This is a genomic window from Pseudomonas sp. MF7453, from assembly GCF_016405455.1.
GTDB lineage: Bacteria > Pseudomonadota > Gammaproteobacteria > Pseudomonadales > Pseudomonadaceae > Aquipseudomonas > Aquipseudomonas paralactis.
Map to the genome: position 1 here is coordinate 146007 of NZ_JAEKCN010000008.1, position 14457 is coordinate 160463.

11 protein-coding genes are annotated in these 14457 nt (G+C 60.7%); 5 read left to right on the plus strand and 6 right to left on the minus strand.

Translation table 11 applies throughout. The annotated features are described in order from the left end of the window. Nucleotides 1-3 precede the first annotated feature (3 nt). The 3 genes from JFT63_RS14515 (at nt 4) to JFT63_RS14525 (ending at nt 3469) form a co-directional block, all read left to right on the plus strand. Nucleotides 4-657, plus strand: coding sequence for an ABC transporter permease (locus JFT63_RS14515; protein WP_005784720.1), 654 nt, complete (start codon nt 4-6; stop codon nt 655-657). Further along, nucleotides 654-1811 (plus strand): osmoprotectant ABC transporter ATP-binding protein OsmV, encoded by a 1158-nt coding sequence (locus tag JFT63_RS14520; protein ID WP_057701635.1) that lies wholly within the window; start codon nt 654-656, stop codon nt 1809-1811. Before JFT63_RS14515 ends, JFT63_RS14520 begins: the two co-directional genes overlap by 4 nt. A 494-nt stretch (nt 1812-2305) precedes the next feature. Beyond that, complete coding sequence (locus JFT63_RS14525) at nt 2306-3469, plus strand: type III PLP-dependent enzyme (RefSeq protein ID WP_057701636.1); 1164 nt, start codon at nt 2306-2308, stop codon at nt 3467-3469. Between the two features lie 66 nt (nt 3470-3535). Here JFT63_RS14525 and JFT63_RS14530 read toward each other — a convergent pair whose 3' ends face one another. From JFT63_RS14530 to JFT63_RS14545, 4 genes are all read right to left on the minus strand, one after another. Further along, nucleotides 3536-3811, minus strand: a complete 276-nt coding sequence (locus JFT63_RS14530; protein ID WP_080765562.1) for a type II toxin-antitoxin system RelE/ParE family toxin — start codon at nt 3809-3811, stop codon at nt 3536-3538. After that, nucleotides 3811-4077: a CopG family ribbon-helix-helix protein gene (locus tag JFT63_RS14535; RefSeq protein ID WP_003188468.1), complete on the minus strand. Its 267-nt coding sequence runs from the start codon at nt 4075-4077 to the stop codon at nt 3811-3813. Before JFT63_RS14535 ends, JFT63_RS14530 begins: the two co-directional genes overlap by 1 nt. A 143-nt stretch (nt 4078-4220) precedes the next feature. Further along, nucleotides 4221-4979 (minus strand): tetratricopeptide repeat protein, encoded by a 759-nt coding sequence (locus JFT63_RS14540; RefSeq protein WP_057701637.1) that lies wholly within the window; start codon nt 4977-4979, stop codon nt 4221-4223. A 1-nt stretch (nt 4980) separates the two neighbouring features. Beyond that, on the minus strand, nt 4981-5661 hold the full coding sequence (locus JFT63_RS14545; protein WP_034126270.1) for a Fe2+-dependent dioxygenase: 681 nt from the start codon (nt 5659-5661) through the stop codon (nt 4981-4983). Between the two features lie 205 nt (nt 5662-5866). Here JFT63_RS14545 and JFT63_RS14550 point away from each other — a divergent pair, with 205 nt between their 5' ends. Together JFT63_RS14550 and JFT63_RS14555 are read left to right on the plus strand one after the other, a co-directional pair. Then, on the plus strand, nt 5867-8155 hold the full coding sequence (locus tag JFT63_RS14550) for a TonB-dependent receptor (RefSeq protein ID WP_198844193.1): 2289 nt from the start codon (nt 5867-5869) through the stop codon (nt 8153-8155). Nucleotides 8156-8291: 136 nt separating this feature from the next. Beyond that, nucleotides 8292-10817: a PepSY domain-containing protein gene (locus JFT63_RS14555; RefSeq protein ID WP_198844194.1), complete on the plus strand. Its 2526-nt coding sequence runs from the start codon at nt 8292-8294 to the stop codon at nt 10815-10817. Nucleotides 10818-11015: 198 nt separating this feature from the next. On the opposite strand, the gene JFT63_RS14560 is transcribed toward JFT63_RS14555, so the two are convergent. Together JFT63_RS14560 and JFT63_RS14565 are read right to left on the minus strand one after the other, a co-directional pair. Beyond that, nucleotides 11016-12557, minus strand: a complete 1542-nt coding sequence (locus JFT63_RS14560; protein WP_198844195.1) for an alkaline phosphatase D family protein — start codon at nt 12555-12557, stop codon at nt 11016-11018. 181 nt (nt 12558-12738) lie between these two features. Further along, nucleotides 12739-14448 carry a PTS fructose-like transporter subunit IIB gene (locus JFT63_RS14565; protein ID WP_198844196.1) on the minus strand — a complete coding sequence of 570 codons (1710 nt, stop codon included), beginning with the start codon at nt 14446-14448 and terminating at the stop codon, nt 12739-12741. Between the last annotated feature and the right edge of the window lie 9 nt (nt 14449-14457).

Genomic DNA, 14457 nt, shown 5'->3' on the forward strand with positions numbered 1-14457 from the left:
GACATGGAATTTTTGAACGCCTTTTCCCATCTTGATTGGGCCCAGGTCCTGCACCTGACCTGGCAGCACATCACCCTGGTCGGCATCGCCGTGATCCTCGCGATCTTTATCGGCGTACCCCTGGGCATCCTGATGACGCGCTTCCCGACCCTGGCCGGCCCGTTGCAAGCCAGCGCCACAGTGTTGCTGACCGTGCCATCCATCGCGCTGTTCGGCCTGCTGCTGCCGTTCTACTCCAAGTTTGGCCAAGGCCTGGGGCCGATGCCGGCGATCACCGCCGTATTCCTCTACTCCCTGCTGCCGATCATGCGTAACACCTACCTGGCCCTCACCGGTGTTGAACCGGGTATTCGCGAGGCCGCCAAAGGTATCGGCATGACCTTCGGCCAGCGCCTGCGCATGGTCGAACTGCCGATTGCCGTGCCGGTGATCCTCGCCGGTGTACGCACCGCAGTGGTCATGAACATCGGTGTGATGACCATCGCCGCCACCATCGGCGCCGGTGGCCTGGGTGTACTGATTCTGGCTTCCATCAGCCGCAGTGACATGTCGATGCTGATCGTCGGCGCCGTGCTGGTCAGCCTCCTGGCCATCTTCGCCGACCTGCTTCTGCAATGGCTGCAACGCTCGCTGACTCCAAAAGGATTGCTCAAATGATCGAACTTCAAAACCTGTCCAAGACTTTTCAAAGCAACGGCAAGACTGTCACCGCCGTCAACGATGTAAGCCTGACCGTCAACGAAGGCGAAATTTGCGTATTCCTGGGGCCCTCGGGCTGCGGCAAGAGCACCACGCTGAAGATGATCAACCGCCTGATCAAGCCCTCCTCGGGCAAGATCCTGATCAATGGCGAAGACACCACTGACCTGGACGAAGTGACCCTGCGTCGCAACATCGGCTACGTGATCCAGCAGATCGGCCTGTTCCCCAACATGACCATCGAGGAAAACATCGTGGTGGTGCCCAAGCTGCTCGGTTGGGACAAACAAAAATGCCACGACCGCGCCCGCGAACTGATGAGCATGATCAAGCTGGAACCCAAGCAGTACCTGCATCGCTACCCGCGTGAACTGTCCGGTGGCCAGCAACAGCGTATCGGCGTGATCCGTGCGCTGGCGGCCGACGCGCCGCTGTTGCTGATGGATGAGCCGTTCGGCGCGGTCGACCCGATCAACCGCGAGATGATCCAGAACGAGTTCTTTGAAATGCAGCGCGCGCTGAACAAGACTGTGATCATGGTCAGCCACGACATCGACGAAGCCATCAAGCTGGGTGACAAGATCGCCATCTTCCGCGCCGGCAAGCTGCTGCAGATCGACCACCCGGACACGCTGCTGGCGCACCCGGCGGACGAGTTCGTGAGCAACTTCGTGGGTCAGGACAGCACGCTCAAGCGCCTGCTGCTGGTAAAAGCCGAAGACGCGGCGGACAACGCCCCGTCGGTGAGCCCGGAAACACCCGTGGCCGATGCGCTGGAACTAATGGACGAGCACGACCGCCGCTATGTAGTGGTCACCTGTTCGGAGAACAAGGCCCTGGGTTATGTACGCCGTCGCGACCTGCACCGTCAGACCGGCACCTGCGGCCAGTACCTGCGCGAGTTCAACGCCACAGCGGCGTATGACGAACACTTGCGCATCCTGCTGTCGCGCATGTACGAGTTCAACCGCTCGTGGTTGCCGGTGATGGATGCCGAGCGGGTGTTCCTGGGTGAAGTGACCCAGGAGTCGATTGCCGAGTACCTGAGCTCTGGTAAGTCCCGTGGGGGCAAGACCAGTATTGTCTCCCCTGCCGAAACTGCTTTGGCCTGATGGATCGCTATCGCAGGCAAGCCGGCTCCCACACTTGAACTGCATTCTTATGCTGGAATGCATTCCCCTGTGGGAGCTGGCTTGCCTGCGATGAATACACCGCAAATCCATCTGATGGGCCCCATCCGGGGAACATCAATCCGTCACACCGGTCGGTTACATAAGTAGCTGCACGCGGCCGCGCGACGAACGCGTGCAAAAACGCGACATTTTTAGTTGATCCCACGCCCGCCAAGCCCTAAAGTTCGCGCCGAACGTCCATGCTGGAAACGATCCATCCGGCTCAAGTACTGACGACGAGACAGCAAGGCCAAGGGCAGCTTACCCCGTGGCCTTTTTGCTTTCGGCGACATGCCTTGGGAAGTAGGCGAACCAAAGTGGGGATACGGAGGACGTTCAGGAGGGTGTGTCATCAATGAATTCACGAGTGAATTCATTGATGACACACCCTCGCACCCATTGCTAATTTCAGTTTGCCCTTAGGAGTTCCCAGCATGTCGATCAACGTCGAAGATTATTTCGCGCGCGCCACCTTTGACAAAATGAAGGCGTTCGCCGACAAGCAAGAAACCCCGTTCGTGGTGATCGATACCGCGATGATCAGCCAGGCCTACGATGACCTGCGCGCCGGTTTCGAATTCGCCAAGGTGTATTACGCCGTCAAGGCCAACCCGGCCGTCGAGATCATCGACCTGTTGAAAGACAAGGGTTCGAGCTTCGACATCGCCTCGATCTACGAGCTGGACAAGGTCATGGACCGCGGCGTCAGCCCTGACCGTATCAGCTACGGCAACACCATCAAAAAATCCAGGGACATCCGCTACTTCTATGAGAAGGGCGTGCGCCTGTTCTCCACCGACTCCGAAGCCGACCTGCGCAACATCGCCAAGGCCGCGCCGGGCTCGAAAGTGTATGTGCGCATCCTCACCGAAGGCTCGACCACTGCCGACTGGCCGTTGTCGCGCAAATTCGGCTGCCAGACCGACATGGCCATGGACCTGCTGATCCTCGCCCGCGACCTGGGCCTGGTGCCTTACGGCATCTCGTTCCACGTCGGCTCGCAACAGCGCGACATCAGCGTGTGGGACGCGGCCATCGCCAAGGTCAAGGTGATCTTCGAACGCCTGAAAGAAGAAGACGGCATCGAGCTGAAGCTGATCAACATGGGCGGCGGCTTCCCGGCCAACTACATCACCCGCACCAACAGCCTGGAAACCTACGCCGAAGAAATCATCCGTTTCCTCAAGGAAGACTTCGGTGACGACCTGCCGGAAATCATTCTGGAACCTGGCCGTTCGCTGATCGCCAACGCCGGCATCCTGGTCAGCGAAGTGGTGCTGGTAGCGCGCAAGTCCCGTACCGCCGTCGAGCGCTGGGTGTACACGGATGTGGGCAAGTTCTCCGGCCTGATCGAAACCATGGACGAAGCCATCAAGTTCCCGATCTGGACCGAGAAGAAAGGCGAGATGGAAGAAGTGGTCATCGCCGGCCCGACCTGCGACAGCGCCGACATCATGTACGAAAACTACAAGTACGGCCTGCCGTTGAACCTGGCCATTGGTGATCGTCTGTACTGGTTGTCGACCGGTGCCTACACCACCAGCTACAGCGCGGTGGAATTCAATGGGTTCCCGCCGTTGAAGTCGTTTTACGTGTAATAAGACGGTTATAACTAAAAAGCCCATGACGTTTCATGGGCTTTTTTCTGTCTGTGGTACGCGCCCTCAGCGATCTTCGCGAACGTGCCATAACCGTAGAATATAGAGTGTCGACTGTTGAATTTCGTAGCGCATTTCGTAATGGCCGACTAAAAGTCTTCTTACGTCGCGCGGTGAAAACTCTTCAATTCTCTCACCGATGCGCGGATTATCGAGCAGCGTGTCAGGCGCTTGAGACAGTGACTGCACGATGCGGGCGGCAGCTTCGCGGTTTACAACAGAGAGGAAGTCATATAATCGAGCCAGGTCGGATAAGGCTTTACTTGTCCACCTCAGCTCCATCAGCGCGGTACCGGTAGCGGCGAATCGGTGCTCAGGCTATCTGCCCAGGCCTGCACTGCCTGGTGATCGATCACGCGCCCCGCATCTACATCTGCCATAGCCTCAAGCGTCAGCCGGCTGCGCTCTTCTTCTTGATCGACCCAATCAGCGAGGGCCTGTTTCACCACCCATCCGCGTGAGCGATCCATTCGCGCGGCAATCTGGTCAACTTTCTGAGCAAGGGCAGTGGGAATATGAGCTGTCATTACTTTGGTTTCGGCACCCATGAAAACTCTCTCTGCGGATAAATGACAAGCAGGCGATTAAAAATGATTCAAGCTTAATCATAGTGACTTAAGCCAGAGCTTCAACCTTCGATCCTTGCCGTTCATCGACAAACCGGAACACGTGAATGTGTAGAAACGGGGTCCTACAGCGTTTTCTCCAATTGGTCCGCGTGCCCTTGATAAGCCTCGGCCATGGCGCGAATCTGTGGGTCATTGGCCTGTGCCAGCGCCTTATGCGCCGTTCGCAGGAATTTGAAATTCCCAGCCGCCAAAGCCTTGCGCAGCCATTCCAGCGCAGCGTCGATCTGCCCTCTGTCCGCCAGCACCGCTGCATAGCTGAACTGCCCCCGAAAATCCCCGGCTTCGGCGGAGCGTCGGTACCATTCTACGGCTGTCTCTAGATCCCTGGGGCAATACTGGCCGTCTTCCAGATAACGCCCCAGCAGGTTCATCGACTTGGCGTGGCCCTGCCCTGCGGCCTGGCGATAAAGCGTCAGCGCTTGGGCCTGGTCTTGCTCAATGCCGCGACCGGTAGCCAACAGGTTGGCGTAGTTGTACTGGCCCCAATCCAAGCCGGCCTCTGCTGCCAGCCGGTATTGCCGCGCAGCTGCCGCTTCATCGACGGAGCAACCCCAACCATGCTCCAGGCAACGTCCGGCCATATTGCGCGCCATCAAATGCCCGCCCTGCGCCGCAATCTGGAACCAGCGCAGTGCCAGGGCCTCATCGCGGGCAATGCCGCGCCCTTCCAGCAGGATTTGCCCGAGCAGGGCCTGGGCATCGACCACACCTGCCTTGGCGGCGATCAGGATCGCCTGGGCGGCGCGCACCGGGGAGTCGTCGAGCATGGACTGCAATTGCTCGACATTGAGCACTTCCTGACGACGCAATAAAAAGCCCATCTCAGACCTCGACCCAGCGGCGCAACAGGTTGTGGTAGGTGCCGGTGAGCTGGATCAGCGCCGGGTGATCGGGCACGTCGCGGGTCAGTTGCTGAATGGCGCCGTCCATCTCGAACAGCAAGGTGCGCTGGCTGTCTTCGCGCACCAGGCTTTGGGTCCAGAAGAACGAGGCATAGCGCGCGCCACGGGTCACCGCGTTGACTTTGTGCAGGCTGGAGCCGGGGTATAGCACCATATCACCAGCAGGGAGCTTGACCCGTTGCAGCCCGAAGGTGTCCTGAATCTCCAGTTCGCCGCCGTCGTACTCGTCGGGATCGCTGAAGAACAGCGTGGACGACAGGTCGGTGCGCACGCGCTCGTGGCTGCCTTTGGGCTGGCGCACCGCATTGTCGATATGAAAGTCAAAACTGCCGCCTGCGGTATAGCAGTTGAGCAGCGGCGGGAAGACTTTGTGCGGCAGCGCGGCCGACATGAACAGCGGGTTGCTCCACAACCGCTCCAGCATGGCTGCGCCAATTTCCTTGGCCAAGGGGTGACCTTCAGGCAATTGCAGGTTGTGCTTGGCCTTGGCCGACTGGTGACCGGCGGTGATTTTGCCGTCAGCCCATTCGGTCTCTTCCAGGGCCTGGCGAATGCGCAGCACCTCCTCGCGAGAGAACAGGCCGGGAATGTGCAGCAACATGAGGCAATACCTGCGATCAGAGAGGCGCCAATGGTATTGATTCTTATCCGCCCTGTAAAACCCGGGGACGAACGAGAACGCAAAATCCGTAATGAAAAAGTGTAAAGAATGTAAATTCGATGCGAATAGCAATATCTCGCAATTGATACAAAGTCTTGTTGGCCCTATATTCCGCGGCCTCACATCCTTGGGGAAGGGACACGTCATGTCGCGCACTACACTAATAACAACCGCCAGTTCACCGCGTATGCTGGCCTCGGCCATCGGCGTTGCCCTCAGCGCCAGCTCTGCCGCCCACCTGGCGCAGGCAGCGGAAAACACCGAGCAAAAAGGCGAGCGCAACCCTATCTCCCTCGGCGCCACCAACATCACCGGCCAAGAGCAGGACAACACCTCCTACCAGGTGGAAAAAGCCTCGTCGCAGAAGTACACCGCGCCGCTGGTGGACACACCGCGTTCGGTCACCGTGGTGCCGCAACAAGTACTCAAGGACACGGCCGCCACGTCGTTGCAGGATGCCTTGCGCACCGTACCGGGCATTACCTTCGGCGCCGGTGAAGGCGGCAACCCCCAGGGCGACCGCCCGTTCATTCGTGGTTTTGATGCCCAGGGCGACACTTACCTGGACGGCGTGCGCGACACCGGCGGCCAGAGCCGCGAGATCTTCGACATCGAGTCGATCGAAGTCAGCAAGGGTCCGAACTCCTCGTTCGGCGGCCGTGGTTCGGCCGGTGGCAGCCTCAACCTGGTGAGCAAGACCCCACAAGCGCGGGACTTCACCAACGGCGGCTTCACCTACGGCTCCGACCAGACTCGTCGCTACGTGCTCGACGTGAACCGCCAGTTCCTCGACGACAGCGCCGCCTTCCGCCTGAACCTGATGAGCCACGAACAAAACGTCGCCGGCCGCGATGCGGTGAACTACGACCGTTGGGGTGTCGCCCCGTCGCTGACGTTTGGCCTGGGCACGCCGACCCGCGTCAACCTCAGCTATTACCATATGGAAAGCGATGACCTGCCGGATTCGGGGATTCCGTATGGCTATGGCAGCACTGCCTCGAACGCCGTGCATGTACATGACAAACCTACCGATGGCGGCGATAGCAGCAACTTTTACGGTTTAAAAAGCCGCGACTTCCGCAAAACCCGCGCCGACATCAGCACGGTCTCCATCGAGCACGACCTGAACGACAATATGACGCTGAAAAACACCCTGCGTCATGGCAGCACCGGCCAGGATTACGTATTGACGCAGCCTGATGACAGCCAGCACAACGTCAACCAGTTCGGCACCGTGTGGCGTCGGGCTAACAGTCGCGTGTCCACCACTACGACGACCACTAACCAGACCGATCTGTTTGGTAATTTCCAATTGGCGGGGATGAAGCACTCCTACTCCACTGGTTTGGAGTTCACAGGCGAAGAAACCCGCGTAAGTGGCTACACCGTCAGCCCCAACAGCAATCCGATATGCACCGTGGGCAAAGGCAGCGTGGGCGGCAATTGCACCTCGCTGAGCAACCCGAACCCGGACGACGCCTGGAACGGCAGCGTCGCGCGCAATTACAACGGCACCAACACCAAGGCCACCAGCCGCGCCGCCTATGTATTCGACACCATCGAGCTTGATCCGAAGTGGCTGCTGAACGTCGGTCTGCGCTATGACACCTTCGATACCGAAGCCAACACCAACGCCGTTGCCGGACGCTCCAAGATCAAGGATGACAGCCAGTTCTTCAACTGGCAGGCAGGCTTGGTGTGGAAGCCTCTAGAGAACGGCAGCATCTATGCGTCCTATGCGACCTCCGCAACACCGCCCGGTGGCTTGGTAGGTGAAGGCGCAGACCCCAATCAACTTTCGGCCGGCGCCGCCACAAGCGAATTGAAACCGGAAGAAACCGTCAACTACGAACTGGGCACCAAGTGGGACCTGTTCCACGATCGCCTGTCCTTGACCGCTGCCGTATTCCGTACCGAGAAGAAAAACACCCGCATCCTGGTGGATGCCCTCACCTACCAGAACGCTGGTGAATCTCAGGTCGACGGCATCGAGTTGTCCGCCAGCGGCAAGCTCACCGATCAATGGCAAGTGTTCGCCGGGTATACCTACCTGGACAGCGAACTGGTCAAATCCGGCCTGAACGGACGTAACGGTGTAGTGAGTGCCGGCTCCAACAAAGGCAACCAGATGCCCAACACGCCGAAGAACTCCTTCAGCCTGTGGACCACTTACGACATCACCCCCAAGCTGACCGTCGGCGGCGGCGCGTTCTACGTCGATGAGGTTTACGGCGATGCAGGCAACACCGTGTACGTGCCGTCCTACACCCGCTACGACGCCATGGCCAGCTACAAGCTGACCAAAAACGTCGACTTGCAATTGAACGTACAAAACCTTACCGACAAGACGTATTACGATAAGGCCTACTCGGCGCACTTCGCCAACCAGGCGGCCGGTCGTACCGCCCTGTTGACCACTAGCTTCCACTTCTAAACGCAGTCAATGCTCGACCCAAAGCCCCACGTATCGGATGCGTGGGGCTTTTGTGTGTAAAACAGAATTTTTCTCGATAACCCACGGCATAATGCGCGCCGTGACATCGATATCCAGATAAGCGAGGCGGCCCGACGTGTTGAAGAAAACCCTGTTTCAGTTGCACTGGTTCTTCGGCATCACTGCCGGGCTGGTGCTGGCCTTGATGGGGATCACCGGGGCTGCGTACTCGTTCCAGGATGAAATCCTGCGGGCCCTCAACCCCACGGTTCTGAACGTACAGAAACGCGAAGCCGGTGTGCTGCCGCCCGCCGAACTGGTGCGCAAACTGGAGGCCACCGAAGGCAAGAGCGTGGCGATGTTGTGGGTGGAAAGCGACAGCGGCAATGCCGGCCGGGTCGCCTTTACCCCGCCGCCGGGGGAGCGTCGTGGCCAGATGCGCTACTTCGACCCGTATACCGGCGACTACCTGGGCGACGCCGTCGGCCAGGATGTATTCGGCTTTATCCTGCAACTGCACCGCTTCCTCGCCATCGGCGACACCGGGCGCAATATCACGGGCGCCTGCACCCTGATCCTGGTGTTCTTCTGCCTCTCCGGTTTGTACCTGCGCTGGCCGCGCCAGGTAAAAAGCTGGCGCGTGTGGCTGACCCTGGACTGGCGCAAAAAGGGCCGCAGCTTCAACTGGGACCTGCACTCGGTGTTCGGCACCTGGTGCCTGCTGTTTTATCTGCTGGCGGCGTTGACCGGGCTGTACTGGTCCTATGACTGGTACAACCAGGGCGTGACCAAACTGCTCTCTGATGCGCCGCAGAACGAGCGGATGCGCAAGCGCGGTCCGCCGCCCTCAGGCCCGGCGCCGGTGGCCAACTACGAAGCGATCTGGAGCAGCATCTACAGCAACGCCGGCCCTGATCTGAGTGCCTATAACATCCGTATGCCGGGCGTCGCCGGGCAACCGGCCACCGTGTATTACCTGCTCAAGGATTCGCCCCATGACCGTGCGCTGAACCAGATCAACCTGGACCCGGCCACCGGTGAGGTCAAATCCCATGATCGCTACGCCAGCAAGAGCCTCAAATCGCAATTGCTGACCAGCGTCTATGCGTTACACACCGGCAGTTATTTCGGCCTGATCGGGCGCATCGTGCTCACCGTCAGCTCGCTGCTCATGCCCCTGTTTTTCATCACCGGCTGGCTGTTGTACCTCGACCGTCGTCGCAAGAAACGCCAGGTACGCCAAGCCCGCCAAGGTTTGAGCGCCAACCCCGGCGATGCACCGGCCTGGCTGATCGGGTTTGCCAGCCAGAGCGGCTTTGCCGAACAGTTGGCCTGGCAGACTGCCGGGCAATTGCAGGCCGCCGGCGTGGCGGTCAAGGTGCAGCCCCTGGGCAGCGTCAGCCGCGACGACCTCAGCCAGTCGCAACATGCGCTGTTTGTGGTCAGCACCTTCGGCGATGGCGAAGCCCCCGACAGTGCCCGTGGTTTTGAGCGCAGCGTGCTCGGCCAGGACCTGCCCCTCAAAGGTTTGAACTACTCGGTGCTGGCCCTGGGTGATCGGCAGTACCAACACTTCTGCGGTTTTGCCCGACGCCTGCACTTCTGGCTGACCAACCAGGGCGGCAACCCGCTGTTTGCCCCGGTGGAAGTCGACAGCGGCGACGCAGTGGCCCTGCACACCTGGCAACAGCAACTGGGCCAGCTCACCGGTCACGCCCCCGCGGCAACCTGGCAGACGGCCCAGTACGAAAGCTGGACGTTGAGCCAACGCCGCCTGCTCAACCCCGGCAGCGTGGGGGCCGATGTGTACCTGCTCGGTCTCACAGCGCCCTCGCCTCATAGCTGGCTCGCCGGCGACCTGGTGGAAGTCTTGCCGCGCAATTGCCCGTGGGCCGTGGAGCATTTCCTCGACGGCCTCGGCCTGGCCGGCAGCGACGGCGTATTGATCGACGGTTTGGCACAAACGCTCGATCAAGCCCTGGCCAGCCGGCAACTGCCGGACAACCGTGCGCATCTGGTCGGCCTGCATGCCCAGGCCCTGGTGGACGCGCTGGTGCCCCTGGGTATGCGCGAATACTCCATCGCCTCGATTGCCAGTGACGGCGTGCTGGAACTGATCGTGCGCCAGGAGCGCCACCCCGACGGCAGCCTGGGTCTGGGCTCTGGCTGGCTGACGGAACACGCCGCCATCGGTTCCGGCATCAGCCTGCGCCTGCGTCGCAACAGTGCCTTCCACCTGCCGGACGCTCCCGTGCCGTTGATCCTGCTGGGCAACGGCACCGGCCTTGCCGGCCTGCGCAGCTTGCTCAAGGCGCGCATTGCCGATGGCCAGCAGCGCAACTGGTTGCTGTTTGGCGAGCGCAATATCGCCCACGACTATCTGTGCCAGGACGAACTGCAAGGCTGGCTCGCCAGTGGTGACCTGGCGCTGCTGGACCTGGCGTTTTCCCGCGATCAGGAAGAGAAGGTCTACGTACAGGATCGCCTGCGCGAATCGCCGGATGTACTGCGCAAATGGCTGGCGGACGGTGCGGCGATTTATGTCTGCGGCAGTTTGCAGGGCATGGCGACGGGGGTGGATCAGGCGTTGGTGGATATCCTGGGCAGTGAGACGGTGGAGCGCCTGATTGAACAGGGCCGCTATCGTAGGGATGTGTACTGAGATTTTCAGACACTGAAGAATCAATGTGGGAGGAGGCTTGCCCCAATACCTGTAGGAGCGAGCTTGCTCGCGAAAAACTCACAGGCGCCGCGTGTATTCAGGAAGCACGCGTTATCGTTGACGTTTTTCGCGAGCAAGCTCGCTCCTACAGAGGGCGATGTGTCACTTAACTCCCACATTTTTTGACTGCATTCCAGGTCAGGCCGGTTGCAGTTTTTGCTCAAACACCGAGACGCCGTCGAGATCGCGCAAAATAACCGTCAACTCCCCCGTCTGCCCATCAATCTGCACTTCACCAAAAAACTGAAAACCCGCAAACGGCGAGGTGTTTTGCGCAGGCGGGGCTTTCTCGAACACGACTTGCGGGCCAAAGGTTTTATCCAGCGGATTGGGCCCGAAGCTGCCGGCATTCAGCGGCCCTGCCACAAACTCCCAAAACGGCTCGAAATCCTGGAACGCCGCCCGGTCCGGATGGTAGTGGTGCGCCGCGCAGTAGTGCACATCGGCCGTCAGCCACACATGGTTGCGCACCTTCTGCGCACGCAGAAAGCCAAGCAGTTCGGCAATCTCCAACTCACGCCCTTGCGCCGGGCCGGGGTCACCATTGGCGATGGCTTCCCAACGCGCCACGCCAGGGCTGACTTCGCCGTCGGGCACGCCCAGGCCGATCGGCATGTCGGCGGCGATCACCTTCCACTGTGCCTGCGACGCCTTGAGTTCGTGCTTGAGCCAGTCCAGTTGCTGGCGACCGAGGAACGGTTTTTCGCCGCCCAGGTTGTCGTCATTCGGCCCGCGATAGCTGCGCATATCCAGCACGAACACGTCCAGCAGCGGCCCGTAACTGAGCTTGCGGTAAATACGCCCGCCGCCGTCGGCACTCTGACGGCGCATCGGTGAATACTCCAGCCAGGCCTGGCGCGCACGGCCGACCAGGGTATTGATGTCGCGGGTCTGGTAACGCTCATCCAGTTGTTTGCTGGAGGACCAATTATTGATCACCTCATGATCGTCCCACTGCCAGATCTGCGGCACTTGGGCATTGAAGCGGCGCACGTTTTCATCCAGCAGGTTGTAGCGGTAATTGCCGCGATACTCATCGAGGGTTTCCGCGACTTTGCTCTTGGCCTCGGTGGTGATGTTGCGCCAGATACGTCCGCCTTCGGTGGTCAACTGCGCGGGCACCGGGCCGTCGGCGTAGATGGTGTCGCCACTGTGGATAAAAAAATCCGGCAAGCGCAGGCGCATGGCTTCGTAAATGCGCATACCGCCAATCTCCGGGTTGATGCCGAAGCCCTGGCCCACGGTATCGCCGCTCCACACAAAACGGATGTCGCGACGCTGTTGCGGCTCGCTGCGCAAGTGACCAAACCACGGCTCGCTGGCGACGCCGGTCTGGGCGTCTTCGAAGTGAACACGGTAGAAGATCGACTGATCGACCGGCAAACCGGTGAGCTCGACACGGGCGGTAAAGTCGGTGCGGCTGTCGGCCAGGGGGGAAACCAATCGGCGGGGGTTGCTGAACACACTGCGGGTGTCCCACTCCACCACCATCTTCGCGGGGCGGTCGCTGCGGCTCCAGATCATCGCCCGATCGCCCAGCAGGTCGCCCGATTGCACGCCATCGGTGAGTTGCGGACGGTCCTTGACCGAGGCGATCACCGCCGGGGCCAGGCCCGGCAACAACAGGCCGGCGCCTACGGCTTGCATCACGCGGCGACGGCCGAGATCGAAGTGGCTCATGCAGGTGCCCTCTTGAGTATCAAAAGGGCCACTTAAGCATGATGGGATGAAGCGGATATGACAGGATCCAACGGTAGGAGCGAGCTTGCTCGCGAAAAACATCAACGATCACGCGGGCTTCCTGAATGAACGCGGCGCCTTTGAGTTCTTCGCGAGCAAGCTCGCTCCTACAGGGTATTGGTCAGGCAGTCACGGCCAGCTCGGCCGCTTCCGGTCGCTTGAGCACGGCATACACCAACCCCGTCAACACACTCCCCGCCACAATCGCCAGCAAGTACAACAACGCATGGTTCATCGCATTGGGAATCACCAACACAAACAAGCCACCATGGGGCGCGGCGAGTTTGCAGCCGAAGTACATCGACAGTGCGCCGGTCAACGCGCCACCGGCGATGCTGGCCGGGATCACGCGCAACGGGTCTTTGGCTGCAAACGGGATCGCGCCTTCGGAGATAAAGCACAGCCCCAGGATCATCGCGGCCTTGCCGGCTTCGCGCTCGGTCTGGGCGAATTTGCGCCGCGCCAGCAAGGTGGCGATGCCCATGCCAATCGGCGGCACCATGCCGGCGGCCATGGTCGCGGCCATCGGTGCGCCGCTCGACGCCGCCAGCAGGCCGACCGAAAACGCATACGCCGCCTTGTTGATCGGCCCGCCCAAATCCACGCACATCATGCCGCCGAGCAAAATGCCCAGCAGCACCGCATTGGTGGTGCCCATGGTGCTGAGAAAATCGGTGAGGCCCGTCAGCAAGCGCGCGACCGGCGGGCCCACCAGGTAAATCATCACCAGGCCGGTGAACAGGCTCGCCAGCAACGGGATGATCAGGATCGGCTTGAGCGCCTCCAGGCTCTGGGGCAATTGCACCGCACGGCTGATCAGTTTGACGCAGTAACCCGCGACGAAACCGGCCAGGATGCCGCCGATAAACCCAGCCCCCAGCGTCCCCGCCAGCAAGCCGCCGATCATGCCCGGCGCCAGGCCAGGACGGTCGGCGATCGAGTAGGCGATGTAGCCCGCCAGCAGCGGCACCATCAGCAGGAAGGCCTGGTCACCGACGCTTTTGAGCGCCGCAGCCAAAGTGCCTGGCTGCTCGAAAGCATGGATGCCGAACACAAATGACAAGGCAATCAATAAGCCCCCCGCCACCACCATCGGCAACATGTACGACACGCCAGTGAGCAGGTGCTTGTAGACCCCGGTTTTCTCCGACTTGGCCGGTGCGCCGCTGGTGGCGTTTTCCACCGCGCCTTCGGCCAGGGCCTTGTTGAGGATGGCTTCGGATTGCTTGAGGGCGATGCCGGTGCCACAGCGATAAATCTTCTTGCCGGCAAAACGCTCGGTGGCGACTTCAATATCCGCCGCCAGTAACACCACGTCGGCCTCGGCGATGGCTTGCGGGCTCAGCGGTGTGCGGGCGCCGACCGAGCCCTGGGTTTCGACCTGCAAGTCGTAGCCCAGGCGCTTGGCGGTCTGCTGCAAGGCTTCGGCGGCCATGAAGGTGTGGGCCACTCCGGTCGGACACGCCGTAATCGCGACAATACGCGGCGCATTCTTCGCCGCCACCGGGGCGTCACTGGCGACATACACCTGGGCCTCTTCAGCGCCCCGGCGCAATACGCCTTCGACATCTGCCAGCGCCTGGGCGGGCGTGGTCTGGAATACGCGCTTGCCGATAAAACGCTGCATATCCACCGGGGTGCTGCTGACCAGCAGCACCCACTCGGCATCATCGATCGTGGCTTGGGACAACTGACGTTCCGGGCGCTGCACATCGACGACTTCAACACTGGTGTGCAGGCCCATACGCTGGGCTGCGGCGTCCAACAAGCGGGCGCACAGCACACTGGTGACCATGCCGTTCGGGCAGGCGGTAACAATGGCTAACTTCATCACAAACCC

What these genes read in the sequence shown, in the direction of transcription:
- JFT63_RS14515 (WP_005784720.1), top strand. Translation starts at nt 4, where the DNA reads ATGGAATTTTTGAACGCCTTTTCCCATCTTGATTGGGCCCAGGTCCTG.
- JFT63_RS14520 (WP_057701635.1), top strand. Translation starts at nt 654, where the DNA reads ATGATCGAACTTCAAAACCTGTCCAAGACTTTTCAAAGCAACGGCAAG.
- JFT63_RS14525 (WP_057701636.1), top strand. Translation starts at nt 2,306, where the DNA reads ATGTCGATCAACGTCGAAGATTATTTCGCGCGCGCCACCTTTGACAAA.
- JFT63_RS14530 (WP_080765562.1), bottom strand. Translation starts at nt 3,811, where the DNA reads ATGGAGCTGAGGTGGACAAGTAAAGCCTTATCCGACCTGGCTCGATTA.
- JFT63_RS14535 (WP_003188468.1), bottom strand. Translation starts at nt 4,077, where the DNA reads ATGGGTGCCGAAACCAAAGTAATGACAGCTCATATTCCCACTGCCCTT.
- JFT63_RS14540 (WP_057701637.1), bottom strand. Translation starts at nt 4,979, where the DNA reads ATGGGCTTTTTATTGCGTCGTCAGGAAGTGCTCAATGTCGAGCAATTG.
- JFT63_RS14545 (WP_034126270.1), bottom strand. Translation starts at nt 5,661, where the DNA reads ATGTTGCTGCACATTCCCGGCCTGTTCTCTCGCGAGGAGGTGCTGCGC.
- JFT63_RS14550 (WP_198844193.1), top strand. Translation starts at nt 5,867, where the DNA reads ATGTCGCGCACTACACTAATAACAACCGCCAGTTCACCGCGTATGCTG.
- JFT63_RS14560 (WP_198844195.1), bottom strand. Translation starts at nt 12,557, where the DNA reads ATGAGCCACTTCGATCTCGGCCGTCGCCGCGTGATGCAAGCCGTAGGC.
- JFT63_RS14565 (WP_198844196.1), bottom strand. Translation starts at nt 14,448, where the DNA reads ATGAAGTTAGCCATTGTTACCGCCTGCCCGAACGGCATGGTCACCAGT.